General features: G+C 58.9%; 16 protein-coding genes and 1 pseudogene. 9 read left to right on the top strand and 8 right to left on the bottom strand.

Translation table 11 applies throughout. From position 1 onward, the window contains the following. Positions 1–40 precede the first annotated feature (40 nt). Positions 41–301, top strand: a complete 261-nt coding sequence (locus tag AWB72_RS25415) for a hypothetical protein (RefSeq protein WP_087128829.1) — start codon at positions 41–43, stop codon at positions 299–301. Positions 302–433: 132 nt separating this feature from the next. On the opposite strand, the gene AWB72_RS25410 is transcribed toward AWB72_RS25415, so the two are convergent. The 5 genes from AWB72_RS25410 to AWB72_RS25390 form a co-directional block, all read right to left on the bottom strand. Beyond that, a complete protein-coding gene (locus tag AWB72_RS25410; protein WP_087128927.1) occupies positions 434–781 on the bottom strand; it encodes an HVO_A0114 family putative DNA-binding protein in 348 nt (115 codons plus the stop codon). Continuing rightward, positions 778–1,113, bottom strand: a complete 336-nt coding sequence (locus AWB72_RS25405; protein WP_244285745.1) for a toxin-antitoxin system TumE family protein — start codon at positions 1,111–1,113, stop codon at positions 778–780. Before AWB72_RS25405 ends, AWB72_RS25410 begins: the two co-directional genes overlap by 4 nt. An 85-nt stretch (positions 1,114–1,198) precedes the next feature. Beyond that, positions 1,199–1,693 (bottom strand): hypothetical protein, encoded by a 495-nt coding sequence (locus AWB72_RS25400; RefSeq protein WP_087128828.1) that lies wholly within the window; start codon positions 1,691–1,693, stop codon positions 1,199–1,201. Positions 1,694–1,705: 12 nt separating this feature from the next. Then, positions 1,706–3,877 (bottom strand): TraI/MobA(P) family conjugative relaxase, encoded by a 2,172-nt coding sequence (gene traI / locus AWB72_RS25395; RefSeq protein ID WP_159459404.1) that lies wholly within the window; start codon positions 3,875–3,877, stop codon positions 1,706–1,708. Further along, positions 3,874–4,209 carry a plasmid mobilization protein gene (locus tag AWB72_RS25390; protein WP_087128825.1) on the bottom strand — a complete coding sequence of 112 codons (336 nt, stop codon included), beginning with the start codon at positions 4,207–4,209 and terminating at the stop codon, positions 3,874–3,876. The genes traI and AWB72_RS25390 overlap by 4 nt, the downstream gene beginning before the upstream one ends. A 484-nt stretch (positions 4,210–4,693) precedes the next feature. On the opposite strand from AWB72_RS25390, the gene AWB72_RS25380 reads away from it, so the two are divergent. Continuing rightward, positions 4,694–5,602, top strand: coding sequence for a hypothetical protein (locus tag AWB72_RS25380; RefSeq protein ID WP_087128821.1), 909 nt, complete (start codon positions 4,694–4,696; stop codon positions 5,600–5,602). A 1,300-nt stretch (positions 5,603–6,902) separates the two neighbouring features. On the opposite strand, the gene AWB72_RS25375 is transcribed toward AWB72_RS25380, so the two are convergent. Next, entirely contained in the window at positions 6,903–7,220 is a 318-nt protein-coding gene (locus AWB72_RS25375; RefSeq protein WP_244285744.1) for a hypothetical protein, read from the bottom strand. An 82-nt stretch (positions 7,221–7,302) separates the two neighbouring features. After that, positions 7,303–7,794 carry a hypothetical protein gene (locus AWB72_RS25370; protein ID WP_087128820.1) on the bottom strand — a complete coding sequence of 164 codons (492 nt, stop codon included), beginning with the start codon at positions 7,792–7,794 and terminating at the stop codon, positions 7,303–7,305. 6 nt (positions 7,795–7,800) lie between these two features. Between AWB72_RS25370 and AWB72_RS25365 the strand changes: the two genes are divergently transcribed. Next, positions 7,801–8,070, top strand: a complete 270-nt coding sequence (locus AWB72_RS25365) for a helix-turn-helix domain-containing protein (RefSeq protein ID WP_087128818.1) — start codon at positions 7,801–7,803, stop codon at positions 8,068–8,070. 999 nt (positions 8,071–9,069) lie between these two features. Here AWB72_RS25365 and trfA read toward each other — a convergent pair. Then, a complete protein-coding gene (gene trfA / locus AWB72_RS25360) occupies positions 9,070–10,047 on the bottom strand; it encodes a plasmid replication initiator TrfA (RefSeq protein WP_244285743.1) in 978 nt (325 codons plus the stop codon). Positions 10,048–10,131: 84 nt separating this feature from the next. On the opposite strand from trfA, the gene AWB72_RS25355 reads away from it, so the two are divergent. From AWB72_RS25355 to AWB72_RS25330, 6 genes and pseudogenes are all read left to right on the top strand, one after another. Beyond that, complete coding sequence (locus tag AWB72_RS25355; RefSeq protein WP_087128817.1) at positions 10,132–11,298, top strand: AAA family ATPase; 1,167 nt, start codon at positions 10,132–10,134, stop codon at positions 11,296–11,298. Between the two features lie 11 nt (positions 11,299–11,309). Then, positions 11,310–12,266, top strand: coding sequence for a ParB/RepB/Spo0J family partition protein (locus AWB72_RS25350; protein WP_244285742.1), 957 nt, complete (start codon positions 11,310–11,312; stop codon positions 12,264–12,266). Positions 12,267–14,069: 1,803 nt separating this feature from the next. After that, positions 14,070–14,273 (top strand): cold-shock protein, encoded by a 204-nt coding sequence (locus tag AWB72_RS25345; protein ID WP_087128923.1) that lies wholly within the window; start codon positions 14,070–14,072, stop codon positions 14,271–14,273. A gap of 245 nt (positions 14,274–14,518) precedes the next feature. Next, positions 14,519–14,947 (top strand): Xre family toxin-antitoxin system antitoxin, encoded by a 429-nt coding sequence (locus AWB72_RS25340; RefSeq protein WP_087128813.1) that lies wholly within the window; start codon positions 14,519–14,521, stop codon positions 14,945–14,947. A gap of 58 nt (positions 14,948–15,005) precedes the next feature. Continuing rightward, the gene (locus AWB72_RS25335) at positions 15,006–15,482 is read left to right on the top strand and encodes an RES family NAD+ phosphorylase (RefSeq protein WP_087128812.1); all 477 of its coding nucleotides are present in this window, start codon (positions 15,006–15,008) and stop codon (positions 15,480–15,482) included. An 88-nt stretch (positions 15,483–15,570) separates the two neighbouring features. Then, a pseudogene (locus AWB72_RS25330) lies at positions 15,571–15,875 on the top strand (integrase); the annotation flags it as partial.

Below are 15,875 nucleotides of genomic sequence, written 5' to 3'. Positions count from 1 at the left end.
GATAAACTGGCTGCTGTGTCCATCGATCTTAAGGCGCCCCATGAGTACCAAGACATCTATCAGGTATCACCACGGCGAAGCAAAGGAGCCGTCCTGGCATCTCTATGAAGAGGCGTTCGAGAAGGATGATGTGGTCTACCTTGAACTCGAAGGCGTGCAAGCCGACGTCGTGATGATCGACAGTGTTTGGGGGGCCAAGGCCGGCACGGTGCTGCTACGGTTGCCCAACGCGATGGCCCGTCAGCTTGGGTTGCTTCCGCACTCGGATGAAGGCGATGCGCCACCGGTGGGTAAGGGATAGACTCGCACGCCATCACAAGCGATGGCGCTTAGGAGGAAAGGATCGGAGTAGCTAGCTGTCCGATGCGCCCACGGCTATTCCGAGATCATCACGGGGTGAATCTAGGTGAAGCGCATCCACGCCTAACACCATTCAGGCCGCCTCAGCCTGTAGCGTGAAATCAACGTGGATAGCATCATAGGGAAAAATGATGTCGCCGTTGTCCGAACGTTCCAGGACGCCAACATTGATTAGCGCGAGAACGTCATCATGCACGCGGCGAACATCGCGATCGACGCGCCGGGCAAGTTCTCGGATCGACATGGCGCCCGCGCCCGTCATCTTCTTGAGGATGTCCCAGCGCAACTGGGTGAGCGTCCTGAGCAACAGTTCGGGCGTTGCGAAACTAATGAATTCGCCCTGTTCTTCGCCGCGCATTGCGGCTGCAAAACTTCGGGTGATGTCGTCGCGGGAGGCGATTCCAAGCGTTACCGTGGTCATTGTGCGGCCCTCCATTGGTCTACGTCTGACCAGAAATCAGCCATAAGCTGTTCCGGCGTCGTGAATGCATAGGGCGTCTCGACTTCACCAACATGCTTATGGTCGCCCTTCCCGCGTTCGTTGTCGTAACGAAGCACGCATACGTTCCTCACGATGTACGCGGCACTATATTTGTAGAAGTGTGCGCTGCCCTCGGCAGGGTGTGGAACCTTCCAGACAAGCAAAGCCGCAAATGACGTCTCATCGACGGGAACACGGCGTTTCAAAAGGCGGATTGCATTCATGTTGACAATGATGACAACGCGAGCCGCTGTTGTCAACCATGTCAACATCCATGGATTCGCAGGATCTTTGCAAGGGAGACCATTAGTTGCATCGCTGCAGGGAGTGGAAAGTTACCTTTTTCACGCTTCCGGGCTACGTCTCGGACTTCCGTGAATCCATCCACGCGAGCCAGCCTCGACGATAGGCGCGCGCGTCAACCAGCGCATGATGGATGCGCTCATCGTTGGCTTGATAGAAGCCCGACACCGCACGGTCGTAGACCGTCGTATCGATCAGCGGGCGCAGGTCAAAATACCGCCCATCCAGATTGTCGGGACGGGGTTCGCCGAGCAGTTCTAGAAGAAAGCGAAAATCAGTCGACGAATCGCATGCCGCTTGGACATACCGCGGCGCCGAAGCGAACCAGGCACGGAGTTGGAGGCGCGCCTGCGTGATCGGCAATGGTGAACCGTCCAGCCTTGGCAACACCTCGCGGAACACAAACCCGTTGCAGTCTTCAGGCCGCCAGGTGTCGGCCAGTTCGACGTAGAACTCGCGTTGCCCATCTTCGGCAACGAGTCCCAGGCTGATCAGCCCCGGATCCGCCTGCCCTTCCCCCGTATATTCCGTGTCTAAAAAAAGCAGCATGCGTCGACGCTCCTAGCGATCGTTTCGACCGGTGTCGCGGCTCTTCGCGGCTTGGACGAGCGCCCTACCGCTGCGATAGTGAATGGTGACCCACTGACCCTTCATCGGTTGACCATCCAGTAGGCTGCGCTCATGCAGCACATACTCGTGCTCTCGGACCGACTGCGCGACGAAGTGGGCATCCTCCCAAAGAATACGGCCGGCGTAATGCTTGTTGTGCGTGCTCGCGTGCGAAATGGTCGCGTTCGGATGCTGTTGAAGGATCGCCTGCTTGATTTCCGCATCACTTGCTTCTGCACCAGGTGACGGCGTCAGGGTCGTTGGTCGCGCCGGTTGCGCCCTGCTCTTCGCCGAGCGGATCGCTTCTTTCTCAGCCTGAAACTGACGCTCCAGCTCGCGCAATTCGATATTGCGAACAGTGATGCCGTGCTCGACCGCCATGCGTACGACGCGCGCCTTGAACGCGAAATCGCCCCCGTAGACCCGAATGCCGTCGGGCCACTTCTCGGCGCTGTAACGCAGGCTCAAGCTCAACGCTTGGTCAGACACGTCGGCCGTTCTGTAGGTAACGCGCTCGCCCTCGTCTCGGAAGGCTTCCTCGCCGCTCGGGAACCGGTACGTGACCCGGCCGTTTTTTGCGATACGACGGACAAGATTTTCGAGGTGTCGCAACTGAGGATCGCTGCGTTGCGGCTGCCCTGGACCGATTGCATGCACCTGCGCATCGATTTCATCGCGGGCGAGCTTCTTCTTATGATTCCGGCCGTCTTGATAGATCATCCCCCGAAGTGCGCTGATCGCTGCCTCGTCACCGAGTTGCGCCTGCTGCTCGACCCATTCCCGCCAGGTCGGAATGGGTGGCAGCAATGTGCGCAGCTCGTCGCGCTCTCGGCGGATCTGCTCGACCAGTTGCGCGCGCAGGCGCGCCATCGAGACTTTCGCAACCATGTACGCCTGCTGCTTTTGGCGCGGGCTGAGCAACGGATCGCGACGGATCGCGGCTCGCATTTGCTTTTGACGCTCAAGGAGCGCCAGATATCGCTCGCGATCCTCTGCGACAAAAGGCGCCAGTTGCCGACGCGCTTCTGCCTGCCACTCGCGGGCGGCTTTTTCCTCGGCCTTGAAGCGGGCATGCAGCGCATCGCGCAACGCCCGGCGTTCCATCCGGGATTCAAGGCGTTTATCGGGGTCGCGCCGATAGGTCCGTCGGGGTTCAATGTTCGCCTCAGCCTTGGGCGCCTCGAACGGTCCGAAACGCGCTTCCAGTTCGGTTCGCCGGAGAAAGCGAAACGCCGCGGACGCGCTGACCGCCAGCGGCTTGCCCTGCTTGGCAAGAGCGGCCTCGCTGACATCGGCGACCCTCAGCCCTCCTCCACCCGCGTCGCGCAACTCCAACCCATGTAGCGCCAGTGCACGATGCACGTCTTGCCAGCTTATGGTTGCCGCGTCTTTCAGCACGCGCTTGAGGTCGGTGGCTGGCTCGCCCTTGCACCAGGTCTCCAGCGACTGCTCACCGGACCAGACCTCGGCGCGTTGGGCACCCGCACGGCTGGGCGCCAGGTCCGGATCGCGATAGTCCAGGTTACGCACGATGTGTTTCTGCCCGTCGATCACCTCGACATTGAACGCACCATTATCGTGATGCCAGCCGTACTGGATCTCGACTTCGCGCGCGGCACGATGCAGCGTCAGGTAATCGTAATAGGGGTCGAAGGCCCGAAAGGTCTTCGGGTGAATGCGATTGACCTCGATGTGCGCGTGTAAATTGTCGGTGTTGGCGTGAATCGCGATGATGTACTGGTGATCCTGCATGCCGAGCGCTGCGAGCGTGTGCCGGGCCGCGGCGAAAATGTCCTGCGTTGCGGGCCGCTCGTGTTCCGGCCACGACAGGATGTAGTGATAGACCGGTTCTTTCACCCGCGGGGCCTGCTGCGCGACGGCGTACATTTCCGCTGGCGCGTTCGCGAGCGACGACACATTGCTGATCTCGACACCGATCGTCTTTTCGACCTGCTCCCCGAGCGCGTCCAGCACGCTCTCTTTCGTGATGTACTGCGTGAGCGTCGACCAACTGTATTTCTCGGGCGGCTCGCCCGACTGGGTGATGCCGTTCGTGACGTAGGCGGCCAGCTGACGGAACGACGATTTGCCGTCCCGGCGGTTGGGCACGACTTTGGGAATCATCGCTCGTCCCCGCTCTGCCAAACGCGCTGGATCGCAGCGCATACCGCCTCCATCGTGCGCTCCATGCTAGCCGGCGACAGCGCATGCTCGGCCTGCGGAATACCCTGCAAGCAGGCGTGCATTCCTTTGAGCTCGTCCACGCACTCGCGTAGCAGATTGATCGCATCGACGTCGGAACGCTGACGCATCGGGCGCCCGAGCCCCGCACGCGTGAGGTACTCCGTCACCGTCAACTTCCGGTCCCGCGCCTTCCCTTCGATGGCGGCCTTGTCTTGCGCCGTCAGGCGCAGACGCACCGACTCACTTTTCCCCGCTTCACTGTCTTTTTTCATTGCTGTTTTCTGTTCTTTGAATCTCACTCGCACTACGGGTCTCGGGGCAACGCCCTGAGTTCAACGGAAAGGAACGAAGTGCGACGGGGGCCGCAGGCCACCGAGCGCTTCGTTCCGGTGTATCCGCGCGACTGGTCGCGTGGATACATTCCATATCCTGTCCGAGAGGTGTTTCCCTTGCAGTGGAATCTGCAGTGGAATCTGCAGTGGAATCTGCAGTGGAATCTGCAGTGGAATCTCCAGTGGAATCTCCACTGGAATCTCCACTGGAATCTCCAGTGGAATCTCCAGTGGAACGTCGGGTGCAATGTTCGATGCAGCTGCGGGTCAACGTCGGCGTTATCCCCATCGGCCACGCTCCCGTGCTTCAAACCGTCACCGCTGTAGAGTCCTCTGCCGTCAACGCAACGGGCACCTCAGCCGTGTACGCTTTTGGTATTATGAATGTATAACAACAGGACTGTTGGTCGGATAAGGATTCGATATGCCATCGACGCGGGGAACGATCACCAAGGAGAACATTGAAATAGCCCGGCAGAAGTTGCTCGAAGCAATCTTCAGCGAACTGCCGGACGATCGTTACGTTGGCCGAGAAGCGATCCGGCAACTGATGAGTACATTGGTTGCAGCCCGAGAACGGGGGTTTTCCTTCGAAAGAATCGCTCAACGTCTGCATCTGGACATCACGCCGTCGACCCTGCGCACCTATTACTTTCAGTTGAAATCCGACGCCGAGGTAGCGGCCCAGACCGTGCAGCACCGCAGGAAGGTTGCACGAGCCCGCGAGGCGATAGCCAGGGAAGTTCTCGATAAACATATCGAGCACGCGAACGAGCTTGTTTCGCGGCGCGCCCTTCAGACTCAGGCAGCACCGCTGCTCGTTGATGCCTTCGCAAGGAACGAGGGCGAAACGGCGACAATCGCCGCCGTACAGGAGCACGTCGAGCCCGGCGGAAACGTGGAAAACCTGGGAACAGAGGCGATGCGACTGGCTTCGCCGGCTGCACCGCCCTCTTCGCCGTCGGCGCCGGGGGCACTGGAGTTCTACAGTGAGCGGACGGAAGCGCCGGCAGTCGTCAGTAAAAAATATACGTCCCGGGACATCGTAGGCCCGGACAGCCATGCAATCGCACCGCCTGCGAATGAAGCAGCCAACATGGCGATGACGCTGACAGCGATTGCGGACGCCAGTATGGCGACGGATGAACGGACCGAACTGCTGGAAGACGTGGAGCTACGGGCGGGGGACCTGGTCTACTACGTGTCGGGCAAGCCGTTTGAAGGTTTTCTAGCGCAGCGGCAAGTCTACCTTCTGCGGACGGTGGGGCGACTGATCGCGCCCACCAAGACCAGAACGAGCAAAGATTTTGTGAAAATGCCGGTGAACCTGTGAAGCATCAGGCGGCGTAATGCATTAGTGCGCAAAGGTCGACGTCGCTACTAGCATGCTCGGCGTCGCGAACGTTCTCGTGGGCGGTCGAAAAGAAATCATCTTGCCTCGATGCCGTGTCAAGCTTCGAAAGGGTCTTGGCGTAGCGCGCTGACGCTCGTATCGTCGATGCTGTTCGCGCCTGCGGCGGCGCAAATCTCGATTCGGCGAACTGTATTCACCCGTCCAATGTAAAGATGACAATTGCGGCGGCGGGCCAATGATCCCATGCGCCCGCAGTGGCCTCGTCCATTCAGTCGAACCGCCGATACAAATCCCTGCGGCTGGACAAAGCTCCCGCGCCACGTCATCTAGCTGAACGCCGTCCGGTACGGCGCAGAGCTTCGTCGGAATCTCGCGCAGGCGCTCTTTCCACGCGAGCGAGAATCCCAGCGACGCCATTCCGCCCTGCACGACGTCTGGGAGAACGATCCATTCAGCCCGCTCACCGACAAGGTCCACGCCCGCAAGAACGCCGTCTCATCGAACGATTGTGCTTGCTGGAACGCCGTCCATGCGCCATTGTCGAGCGCCTAGGGCATTCCTTTCGACCGCAGACTGTTGCCTTTGGGCGAGAGCGGCATGTCCGATCGGGCTTCCGTTGTAGCTGCCAGGTGAGTTTTGTTCCCGTGCGGCTGGCATTCGCAACTATCGGTTGCCGGTGCATCGTCAAACGTCCTCGATGCTCCGGTCGTCGTCCGCTTACCCGTCGACGCAGTAGTAGTAGTCGGTATACGCCGTTACTGCTTGTCCCGGCCTAGTCAAGTGTTCAACGCTTCGGTCCATCCTCGTGGTCCGCGTCACCGTCTAAATCGCCGTCGTTGTCGGCCTCGTCGTCCAAACCCGTCCGCCGATCTGCCAGCAGCTGGTCGATCGAATCGATATAAATGATCCACGCTGAGTTGCCCGACGATCGCTTCGCAAAGCGGGAAGCCGTGAACCGAGATGCCGACCCTCGTCTTCGCCAGAGACCGTGGCCTGACCTTCGAAAAGATCGCCGCACTTATGCAGTTGGAGGTAGCGCCGTCGACACTGCGGAGCTATTACCTCCAGCAAAAATCCGACGCCGCAATAGCGGCCAGTACGCGCAGCATCGCGAGAAGGTCGCGCACACCCGCGAGGCGATCAACAAGAAGGTCCTCGAAAAGCATACCGAGCACGCGAACGCGCTGGCCTTGAGGCGCGCCCATCTGATCAGGCAATGCCGTTGCTCGTCACGAGCCCAGCGTGTAGCCCCGGCGAGCCAGCCCATCATGCACGCCTATCACAAGCGAAGTTCGATTCCGTGCTGCCGGAAAACTTCTGCGGGTGACAAGCCTTCTCGCAATGCCTCGGACGCGTCGAGCAGCGCCTCGTGCTCAAGCTGCTGCTGTTCCAACAGCCGAATCAGCACAAAGATTTCGCCCTGTCTCCCGAGCGCGCGCAAATCCTCGGGCTGCTCAAGCGCCCATCGATCGGCGATCCGCCACGCCGCAAGGTGATAGGGAGAGCGACGAAGTGCGGCAAGCGTTTCGGGTGAAAGAACCCGCGACGCGATCGCGAGCGGCGGTGGATTGTTTTCAAGCATGACTTTGTTCTCCATGGCCCTTCGTGATTGCAACTGGACTACTGGTCGATGGCGCGGCCCTGCCCTTCTTCCTCGCTCGGGATTCGCCGTCCGCGCTTCAAACCGTATTCATGTTCCGGCGGCTAGCCTTTACTTGATCGAAGAAATTCTCCACGGCGTATTCCGCGCCATGCACACCAACCTGCCGATCAACAAGCTCCGAGATGAGAGTGAGCTGATAGCTTCGAAGGTAAGACGACAAGGGTTCTGACTCGAACAGGTGGTTGCCGTCCCTCGTCTCTTCCCACTTCAAATCCGGCTTTTGCACGGCGGCGAGAGTCATGGCCAGGATTTTCACGGCCATCTGATCGTGAAGCCCGTCATTGGCGACGATATCGCGAACTAGCGCGCGCAATCGCACGTCGCTCAGGTTCTGCGGCAGCGCAGCCTCCGGTCCGCGTGCGCTCAGCTCGCGCAATAAGGCCACTACATCGGTCCGTGGCAGGTCAAACGTGGCAGACCGCGCCGTCCCGCGTGCAACTTCGAAACGTCTCGTTCGCATAAATGGGTCGTAAATACCGTGGTCATAAAAGCATAGCATCTTGACCATGGAGGTATGCAAAGAATCTCAGCTGCTAGTGACGGCACCGGCTATCTTATCGGTCTAGGACGGGCTATTCGCGCGCTGCGCAAGGAACGCGGCCTTTCGCAAGAGGTGCTCGCGCATGAGGCCCGCATCGACCGCAGTCACATGGGAAAGATTGAACGCGGCGAGCGGAACGTCACGATCCTTAATATTCTTCGGATTTGTGAAGTCTTGAAATGGTCGCCTTCTCAGCTATTGGCGCGCGCTGAGGCTGGCAATGGGAATGGCTCCGGATCGTGAGATGAAGTGCGGTTTTCCGAGGTAGTCGGCCCAACGGCCCGCCTTTCGGCCGAAGCCGTTTAGGACTTATCTGGGTGAGACGTTGAAAGGTCGCTGACCATAGAGGGCGACGCCTTGGCATTGCTCCGGTCGTCACCGTGAGGGATTTGCGACGATGCGCGCACGAGCGGCGCTACTGCCTCGCTCATTCGAGCAAAACTCTGCTGACCGCGTGTCTGCCGGGTGCGATCGCCTTGTCGGCGCTCCGTGGAGGGTCGTTGAGGGCAAACAATGGTGAAGGTTCTTAGAGGCCATTCCTGTCGTCTTTGATAAGCGGCTCTTAGCCCAAAGCGGGGCGCCCGCGTTGCAGACGGTCCTTTGTGCTTGACCGGCGGCCGTGCGGATAGCCTTACCTAGACGCTAGCACCCTAAGGCAGCGATCGAGCCAATCAGCGTGGTGTCGCGGGCTTTCGAAGTGGTTCTCGCTGTGCACACACGAATACGGCGCCTATCGCAACGAGCATTTTTTAAGAAAAGCGTCTTCCCGCCGTTTTTGCATCTAATTGCTCAATCTTCATATCTTAGATTGTCTAAGAAAGAGCTAAGAACCTTCTTAAAACCTTCTAGCACCTGTCCGAGCGACCAAGTTTTCCTAATACATTCAGTTGTTTACGCCATTCGAGCGGTGGCTATTTGACTACAGTGGGTGTGTATCCGACTAGTTCGGGTAAGCATTTGACTTGTATCGGTGCGCATCTGACTTAGAGCGGTGAGCATTTGACTATTGCTCTGTGGATATGCGCTTCTCATCCCTTGTGCAGAGAAAACTGGCACTTTCTTGTATTTTTTACGTCACAGACCGCTGCGGCTTGGGGCGAAAAGCTGGTTCGTCGCTCCGTTGGTGACTATTTGACTCGATTCCGGGCTGCTGGCTATCTTGTTCGAGTCAAATAGTCACCGTTGCTTGAAGCGCTGGTGATCATTTGACTGAAGTCGAGTTGCGGTTGCGTTAGCCTGGGGTCAACGGACCCCGTCGCTCGCTACCCTATCGGCGTTGGCAGTAAGCATTTGACTGCGGACCACCCTTACCTTGTCCGTTTCGTCCAATTGCCAAGACGAAAGGAACCCTACTTCCGTCAAGCGGTCCAGTGCGGCTTTGATCGCGCGGCGGAAAAATTTGACCTCAGCCATACGAGATCCACATAGCTTGTGTATTGTCTCGACCTTCATCGGATACGGATGTTGATTGGTCGAGTAGAAGGCGTGCAGCCACTTCTCCAAAGGAGAAAGCTTGGTCCTAATTTGCCAGTCGATACGTGTGTAATCCCCAGGTTTGAGCTGTGCTGCGACCTCGCTGTTTATCTGCACCTTCCAAAAGGTCACTTCGTCAAAACCGCCTTCTTGGGCACCGGCGTATTTCAGCAGGAGTGGTCCGCCGTAGACCACGGGAGCGCTGCTTTTCGTGCGGGAGCGAGTTACTTCCAGCGCGCACGCCGTTAATCGACGTATGGTTTCCCGCAGTTCTACGAGGCTGCGAGAGTTTTGAGTCCAGCCCAGCATCTTTATAAGAGAACGGGCCTCGAACTCGACCCACTCCTGTCGATTGTCAACAGTGGCACCGCGAGACAAATGGAGGATCTGCAAGTACACGTCATAGTCGCGCTGACGTAGTTCCTCTCCCGTGTACGTGATCTTGATGTGTTCTAGCGCACAGATCGGCTTCGCCTTGAGATCCATACGTGCATCCCTTTGCCCGCAGGTGAAGAGCGCGGACCGAACCAGATCGTGCAGCACGGGCCGATGGTCTTCCGACCATAGCGGAATCTGGACACGAGTCGGTGGTCGTGGCGACTGTTGATTTGAGCTGTTCCTACCGGCGAGGGATTTCTCTAGCCTTGCGACGATCTCGAGAGCTGTCTCCTTGACTGCTACCTTCTCGGCCGTATCTGGGGATTCAAGAAATTCGGAGGAAATCAAACTCGGTGTTTTCTTTGTCATTTGCTTTGTTCCTCGGCGTCGATCAGGTATTCTATTGCCGATTACTTTTTTCGAGTATAACAACAATTTCTAATCGGACGGACAATGATTGATCCTTTGCGCCCTGAATACACGATCGATGACATTGAGGATCAGGCCAATCGCGTAGCGGACGTTGTAGAGCGTGTTCGGAACAGCATTTTTTCGCCGGATTACATCAAAAAGGCCCCTACTTTCTCCGTCGCCCAGCTTGCTGCTCTTTGCCGCATCGATCGCAGCGCCCTCATGAGACGGGTCGCAAAGGGAGATCTTCCCGCCGGCAAGGAAATAAACAAATCCCGTCGCGATTTCACGTTGGCCGAGGCGCGGCGCTGGGCACGTGCTTACGGGCGGTCCTATACGCGAGGACCAGATGACCGGGCGGTAGTCGTAACGACCGGAAACAGCAAAGGCGGTGTAAGTAAAACGACTACGACAATGTGTATGGCACAAGGGCTGTCGCTTCTTGGGTACCGGGTGTTGTGCATAGATCTGGACCCGCAGGGGTCGCTTACGAGCCTATGCGGTTACCTGCCAGATACTCAAGTCCAAGAGGAAGACACTATTTTGCCGCTATGCGCTGGGGATGAGCTGTCGCTCCAGTATGCAGTCAAGCCGACCTACTGGGATGGATTGGACGTCGTCGGTTGTAGCCCAGTCGCCTTCGCAGCGGAGTTTCACATCCCAAGTCGACAGTCGAAGCGCGAGCCCGATTTTCGGTTCTATGACGTGCTGAACAAAGGATTGCAGGACCTTCGAGCGGAGTATGACGTCATTCTAATTGACACCTCGCCAACGCTTTCCTACTTGTCTTTGAACGCCTTCTTCGCTGCTGACGGGCTGATCATGCCGATACCACCTCGCGGCATGGACTTCGCCAGTTCGAGCCAGTTCTGGACTCTTTTTTCGGGTTTAGCTTCTTCGATTGCCGAGCAAGCGGGTGCTGAAAAGACGTGGAAATTTATCGACGTGCTGCTTTGCATGACCGAGGGGCAGGGAAATGTGAACGAAAGCGTGGTAAGGGAATGGGTAAAAGTGGCATACGGGGACAAGCTAATGACAGGCGAAATTCCGAAGACAGTTGTATCGAGCTCGTCCGGGACGAAGTTTTCTACGGTCTACGACATAACCAAGTACACGGGTAGTGCCAAGACATATCAGACGGCGCGAGTTGCCTATGACGCAGCCGTCGACCAAGTAGAGGCTCAAATCAGGCGTGTCTGGGTTAATTGAGGAGTTAGCTGATGACAAGTAAGAAAGAGGAGGCGGCCCGACTCGCCGCTGCGGCATTGGATCCGGCACTTATGCCACGTTTGGAGCGTAGAACGCCGCGAATCGCAATGAACAGAGTCACGGATTTCACAGGAGAACTCGAAAAGGTCGAAAGGGACCTGAGCGAGGCGCAAAGGAGACTTGCGCTTCACGATGGTGCGCTCGCGACACGGAAACTCGCAGCAGATTCGATCAAAGCGTCGAAGTTTGCAAATCGAATCGCGGGTTCGTTCGAAGGACCTTCATTCGAAACATTCAAGCAAGAGATCTTGAGCGCGGGCGGAAACGTACAGCCAATCAAGGTGAGGCGAATTGGCCCGAACTACGAAGTTGTGTTTGGACACAGACGACATCGAGCGTGCTTAGAACTTGGACTACCGGTCCTGGCAATGATTCAGGAGGACATGTCCGACAAGGACCTGTTCGAAGAGATGAGCAGGGAAAACGAACAGCGAAAAGACCTGTCGGCGTATGAACTCGCCATGCATTACAGACGAGCGATTGATCTCAAGCTCTACCGAAACTGGTCGGAGATCGCAGCCGTACTGGGGAAAACCAAAAGTTTGATGAGCCGGTACAGTGCACTCGCTGAACTGCCTGATGCCGTTGTTAATGCGTTTCGGTCGCCCAGCGATATCCAGCCGAAGTGGGCTGAAAAGTTACGGCAGGTCATTGATGTTGATTCCGCCGCGGTTATAAGTGCAGCGAAAGCAATCGCAGGCAAGTCTCTTCCGCCGAAGGCGATTTACGAAGCCCTTATCAATCGTAGCGCCCAGAAGTTCACCCGGGTGAACTTTGCGTTCGGCACTTGGAATGAGACAGACAAGAAGGCAACTATCGACATTGATAAGGCAGCCATAGGTCCAGAAAAGTTGGAATCGCTTCGCGCTTTCTTGGCATCACTACAGTCTGAGAGTTCACCCGGGTGAACTAGTCCCCACGAGACTTGCAGCAAAAACGCTCTTTCGTGCGCATGTATCCAGCGGGCACCGAAAAATATTTTCGCGCGCTGGTCGATGGGCGGACTGCTCCACTCTTTGATCTTGCTCCTCGGCGGGCAATTGGTCGCTGAGACGATCGCCGGCGGGGACGATCGCTCGATGCCGGCAGCAACGTCCCCGTTGCTCGCTTCATCGTCTTAACGGGCACCCATCCCGCTAATTGACGATATGTCGGCTGCTTCCGAGAGCATGCCGATGCAACTACCAATCTGGTTTATCGATCGCCCAACACGCTAAGCATGCTAGTCCGACTGCCTACGACGACAGCTTAACTGTCATTGCAGCAGCGATTGCCGCAATGAAGCAGGTCGCATCTCGGCTAGACTTCCCGATGGCGAGAGCTTAGCTTGGCAAGAGCGTCGGTTACGGGCGTCCGCCCCGCTTCGCAGGCATTTTTGTGAGCCTCAACGATCCGTGTCGCCGCGCCCTGTAGTCTCCGTCGCGGACAACGTCGTCCGGCGGTCGTCCTGCCCATGGATGAGCGCCTCGCCGCGCCGATGTCCCGATCCGCCAAGCAGCATGCGTTGTTCAGAGGCTCAGCGGCTAGGCGTCGCTTTTCCGCCTGGGCGGCTCAGCAGAGCTTCGCGGCGCGACGTCAAATCGCGTCGGAAGCACGCCCAAGCCGTCGATCGCAGCGGCGTTGACGGCCCCAGCGACGCCCATCGCGTACTTTGTCGAAGGCGCCGTTGGCGTCGACGTAATGGTCCGCCAAGCGTCCGTCGGGACGGAGAACCGTAGGTGCGGCGGCATTAAGTTTCATGACTGCGCTACGTTGCCACGGGTCCGTTCGATCTTCGGGCAGTGTCTGGAACAGCATGGGGGCCGCGGCACCCGCCGGCCGACTACGCGGCGAAATTTGGCCACCGACGTCCGGCTCGTCAAGCCCTTATAAGCAATGAAGCGGGAATCTAGAAGGCATGGGTCCGCTGCATTGAGACGGATGCAGCGGGTTGCTCGTCGATGATCGACCCGCTCGGATCTTTGTCGCCTTAGTCTCGAGCGCTCGATTTGTTCGGCAATCAACTGGCGGTGTGCGGTCATCGTCTGAAGGTCTCGCGTAGTTACCCAACAAAAATCTGGCCCCGCAGCGCATCGTCCTTCGCACGCGAGCGTCCCGAGGCGGTCCTGCTGCGCGCGGACCAGCGCACCAGCTGAGCCGACGTGTCCATCCGCCATGGTCAGCATGCGGTGCAGATGGGCCAGCGTCAGCGGCTGGGCGCCACTTCGAGTGAGCGGCTCCCCCGTGTCCAGCGGCTCGACGTCGATGCGCATCGGACGCATGCCCAGGCCGTCCAGCACGGCCCTTCGATCCCCCGGCGCCGCACAGTCACGGCGATGTCGAGGCCACTGTAGGCGTCGACATGGTGGTCGACCCACTGTCCCTGGCCGGACGTAGATCCGCAGCTTTGAGTTATCACGTGTCATGGGCGTCTAACCGTTACAGTCGGATTTGTCCTGCCGTCTGGCTGTACTGAGACCGGCATAGGGCTGGGCTGAGGGCTCCGCCGGTCGCCTTGCGTCGGAAAGCTTCTGATCGGACACACTGTTCAAGCCTGATAACGTCCCCGTATGAGGCTAGACCAACGCGTGGGCACCGGTCAGGCTCGTTTGCCAGTCATCTCTGCGGGGGGATATACCGGGTTGCCTCGCACGAGCCCCACGATCAAGATAGGCACCCGCGCTCGCGAGATGGCGGGCGCCGTCCTCAACTCTTTCTTGGGTCAAACACACATGGCAACCGGTACGGTCAAGTGGTTCAACGATGCAAAGGGTTTCGGCTTCATCACGCCGGACGGCGGCGGTGACGATCTGTTCGCCCACTTCTCAGAGGTTCGCGCCGAAGGGTTTAAAACGCTCGCCGAAAGCCAGAAGGTGACCTACGACGAGAAGATGGGGCCGAAGGGCAAACAGGCGTCAAACATCAAGCCGGCGTAAGTCACGGCGTCCTGGCGATCCGAGCGGTCGCCGGGGCGCTGGTAGAGCAGGGTGGAGGCCAAAAATGTCGCCGCGACTGCCCCAAAACGACTCAATACCAAAACGGGCCTTGTCTGCTAATTACTATTAGCAGTGAATGGTTTAATGGCTAGAATAGCCGGTAGGCGGCTTTACGTCTCGTGCCGGTACGGTATAGGTATCAGTTGGTCTATAATGAAGGTTCAACTGATTCCAAGGAGAGCCTCATGCTGCTGGTGTCGCCCGAACAGATCGCCGCAGTGATGGCGCTGCCCTTGACCCCGCACTCGATCGCCGAACTCGACGCGCAGGTCCGCGACGGGCTGCCCAAGTCGGCATTGAAGGAAGGGGTCGAGCACGCGACCCGTAGCGCCGAGGAACGCCGCGCGCTGCTCGCGCGCATCGTGCCGGAAGCGACCTTCAAACGCCGCCGCGACAAGCTGAGTCCCGACGAGTCGGAGAAGACCGAACGGCTTGCGCGGATCGTCGCGACCGCCCGCTACGTGTGGGATGACGAGGCGGATACGCGCGAGTTCCTGAACACCGCGCACCCGCTGCTCGAAGGGCGCACGCCGGTCGAGGTCGCGTTGACCGAGCTCGGCGCGCGGCGCGTCGAGGAGCTGTTGTGGAAACTGTTTTATGGGCTGCCGGCATGACCTTCTATATAGGAAGCGGTAACAAACAAGCGGGGGCAGCGGGCGAGGGACGGGCCTGATGCGGATTTTTCGAATTGCCGACCGGCGTCATCCGGTGTGGAGCGGCACCGGCGCGATGCTGGTCGGGGGGCGTTTTAATAGTCCGGGGCGACCGGTCATCTACGGCGCGCTGAATTTCGCGGGGGCCATGCTCGAGGTGCTGGTCCATGCACGCATCGGCAAAGTGCCGAAGCACCACGTGTGGGTTGAAGCGCAGGTGCCGGAGGACGTGCCGATCGAGCGGGTCAGCGTCGACGACCTGCCCGCCGGCTGGGATGCCCCCGATGTGCAGGTCGCACGACGCTTCGGCGACCGGTGGATCGTCGAGGGCCGGTCGGCTATTTTGATTGTGCCGTCGGTGGTCGCGCGGGCGGAATGCAATGCGGTGGTCAATCCGACGCATCCGGATGCCAGCCGTTTAGTGGTGTCGGCGCCGCAGCTGGTCGTGTGGGATCAGCGGCTGTTCGCAATCGGACGAGACGAGTCGCCCGAATAAGCTCACCGTCCGCCCCTGAAAAGGCTCACCGAGCGAGCCGCATCGGGGGAGCCGTGGGCTTCCGTTGAGAATCAACCAGAACATTGCGATGGCCAATCAACCGCAACAGCTGACCCTGCCGCCGCCGCGCACCTACACGCGCACCGACTTTGCCGCGCTGCGCGCGTTCGTGCAACGCCTGCCGGCGGCGACCATCGCGCGGCTTTACTACGATCCGGAGCACGCGCCCCACGCTGCGAGCGCGGACGCGATGGAGCGGTATCTGCGCACGATGCGCGATGACCTGGTGCAGCTGGCGTTACGGCACGGCTCGTCGGTGCTGGCCGACCACCTGAAGGCGTCGATCAAACAGCACGGCAGCGCGAAGCTGACCGCGATGACCTTGCGCATGGT

Origin of the sequence: Caballeronia concitans (genome assembly GCF_001544615.1) — a bacterium.
Taxonomy (GTDB): Bacteria; Pseudomonadota; Gammaproteobacteria; order Burkholderiales; family Burkholderiaceae; genus Caballeronia; species Caballeronia concitans.
Note: the sequence above shows the minus strand (reverse complement) of the source record. Positions and strands in the feature narration are given on the sequence as shown.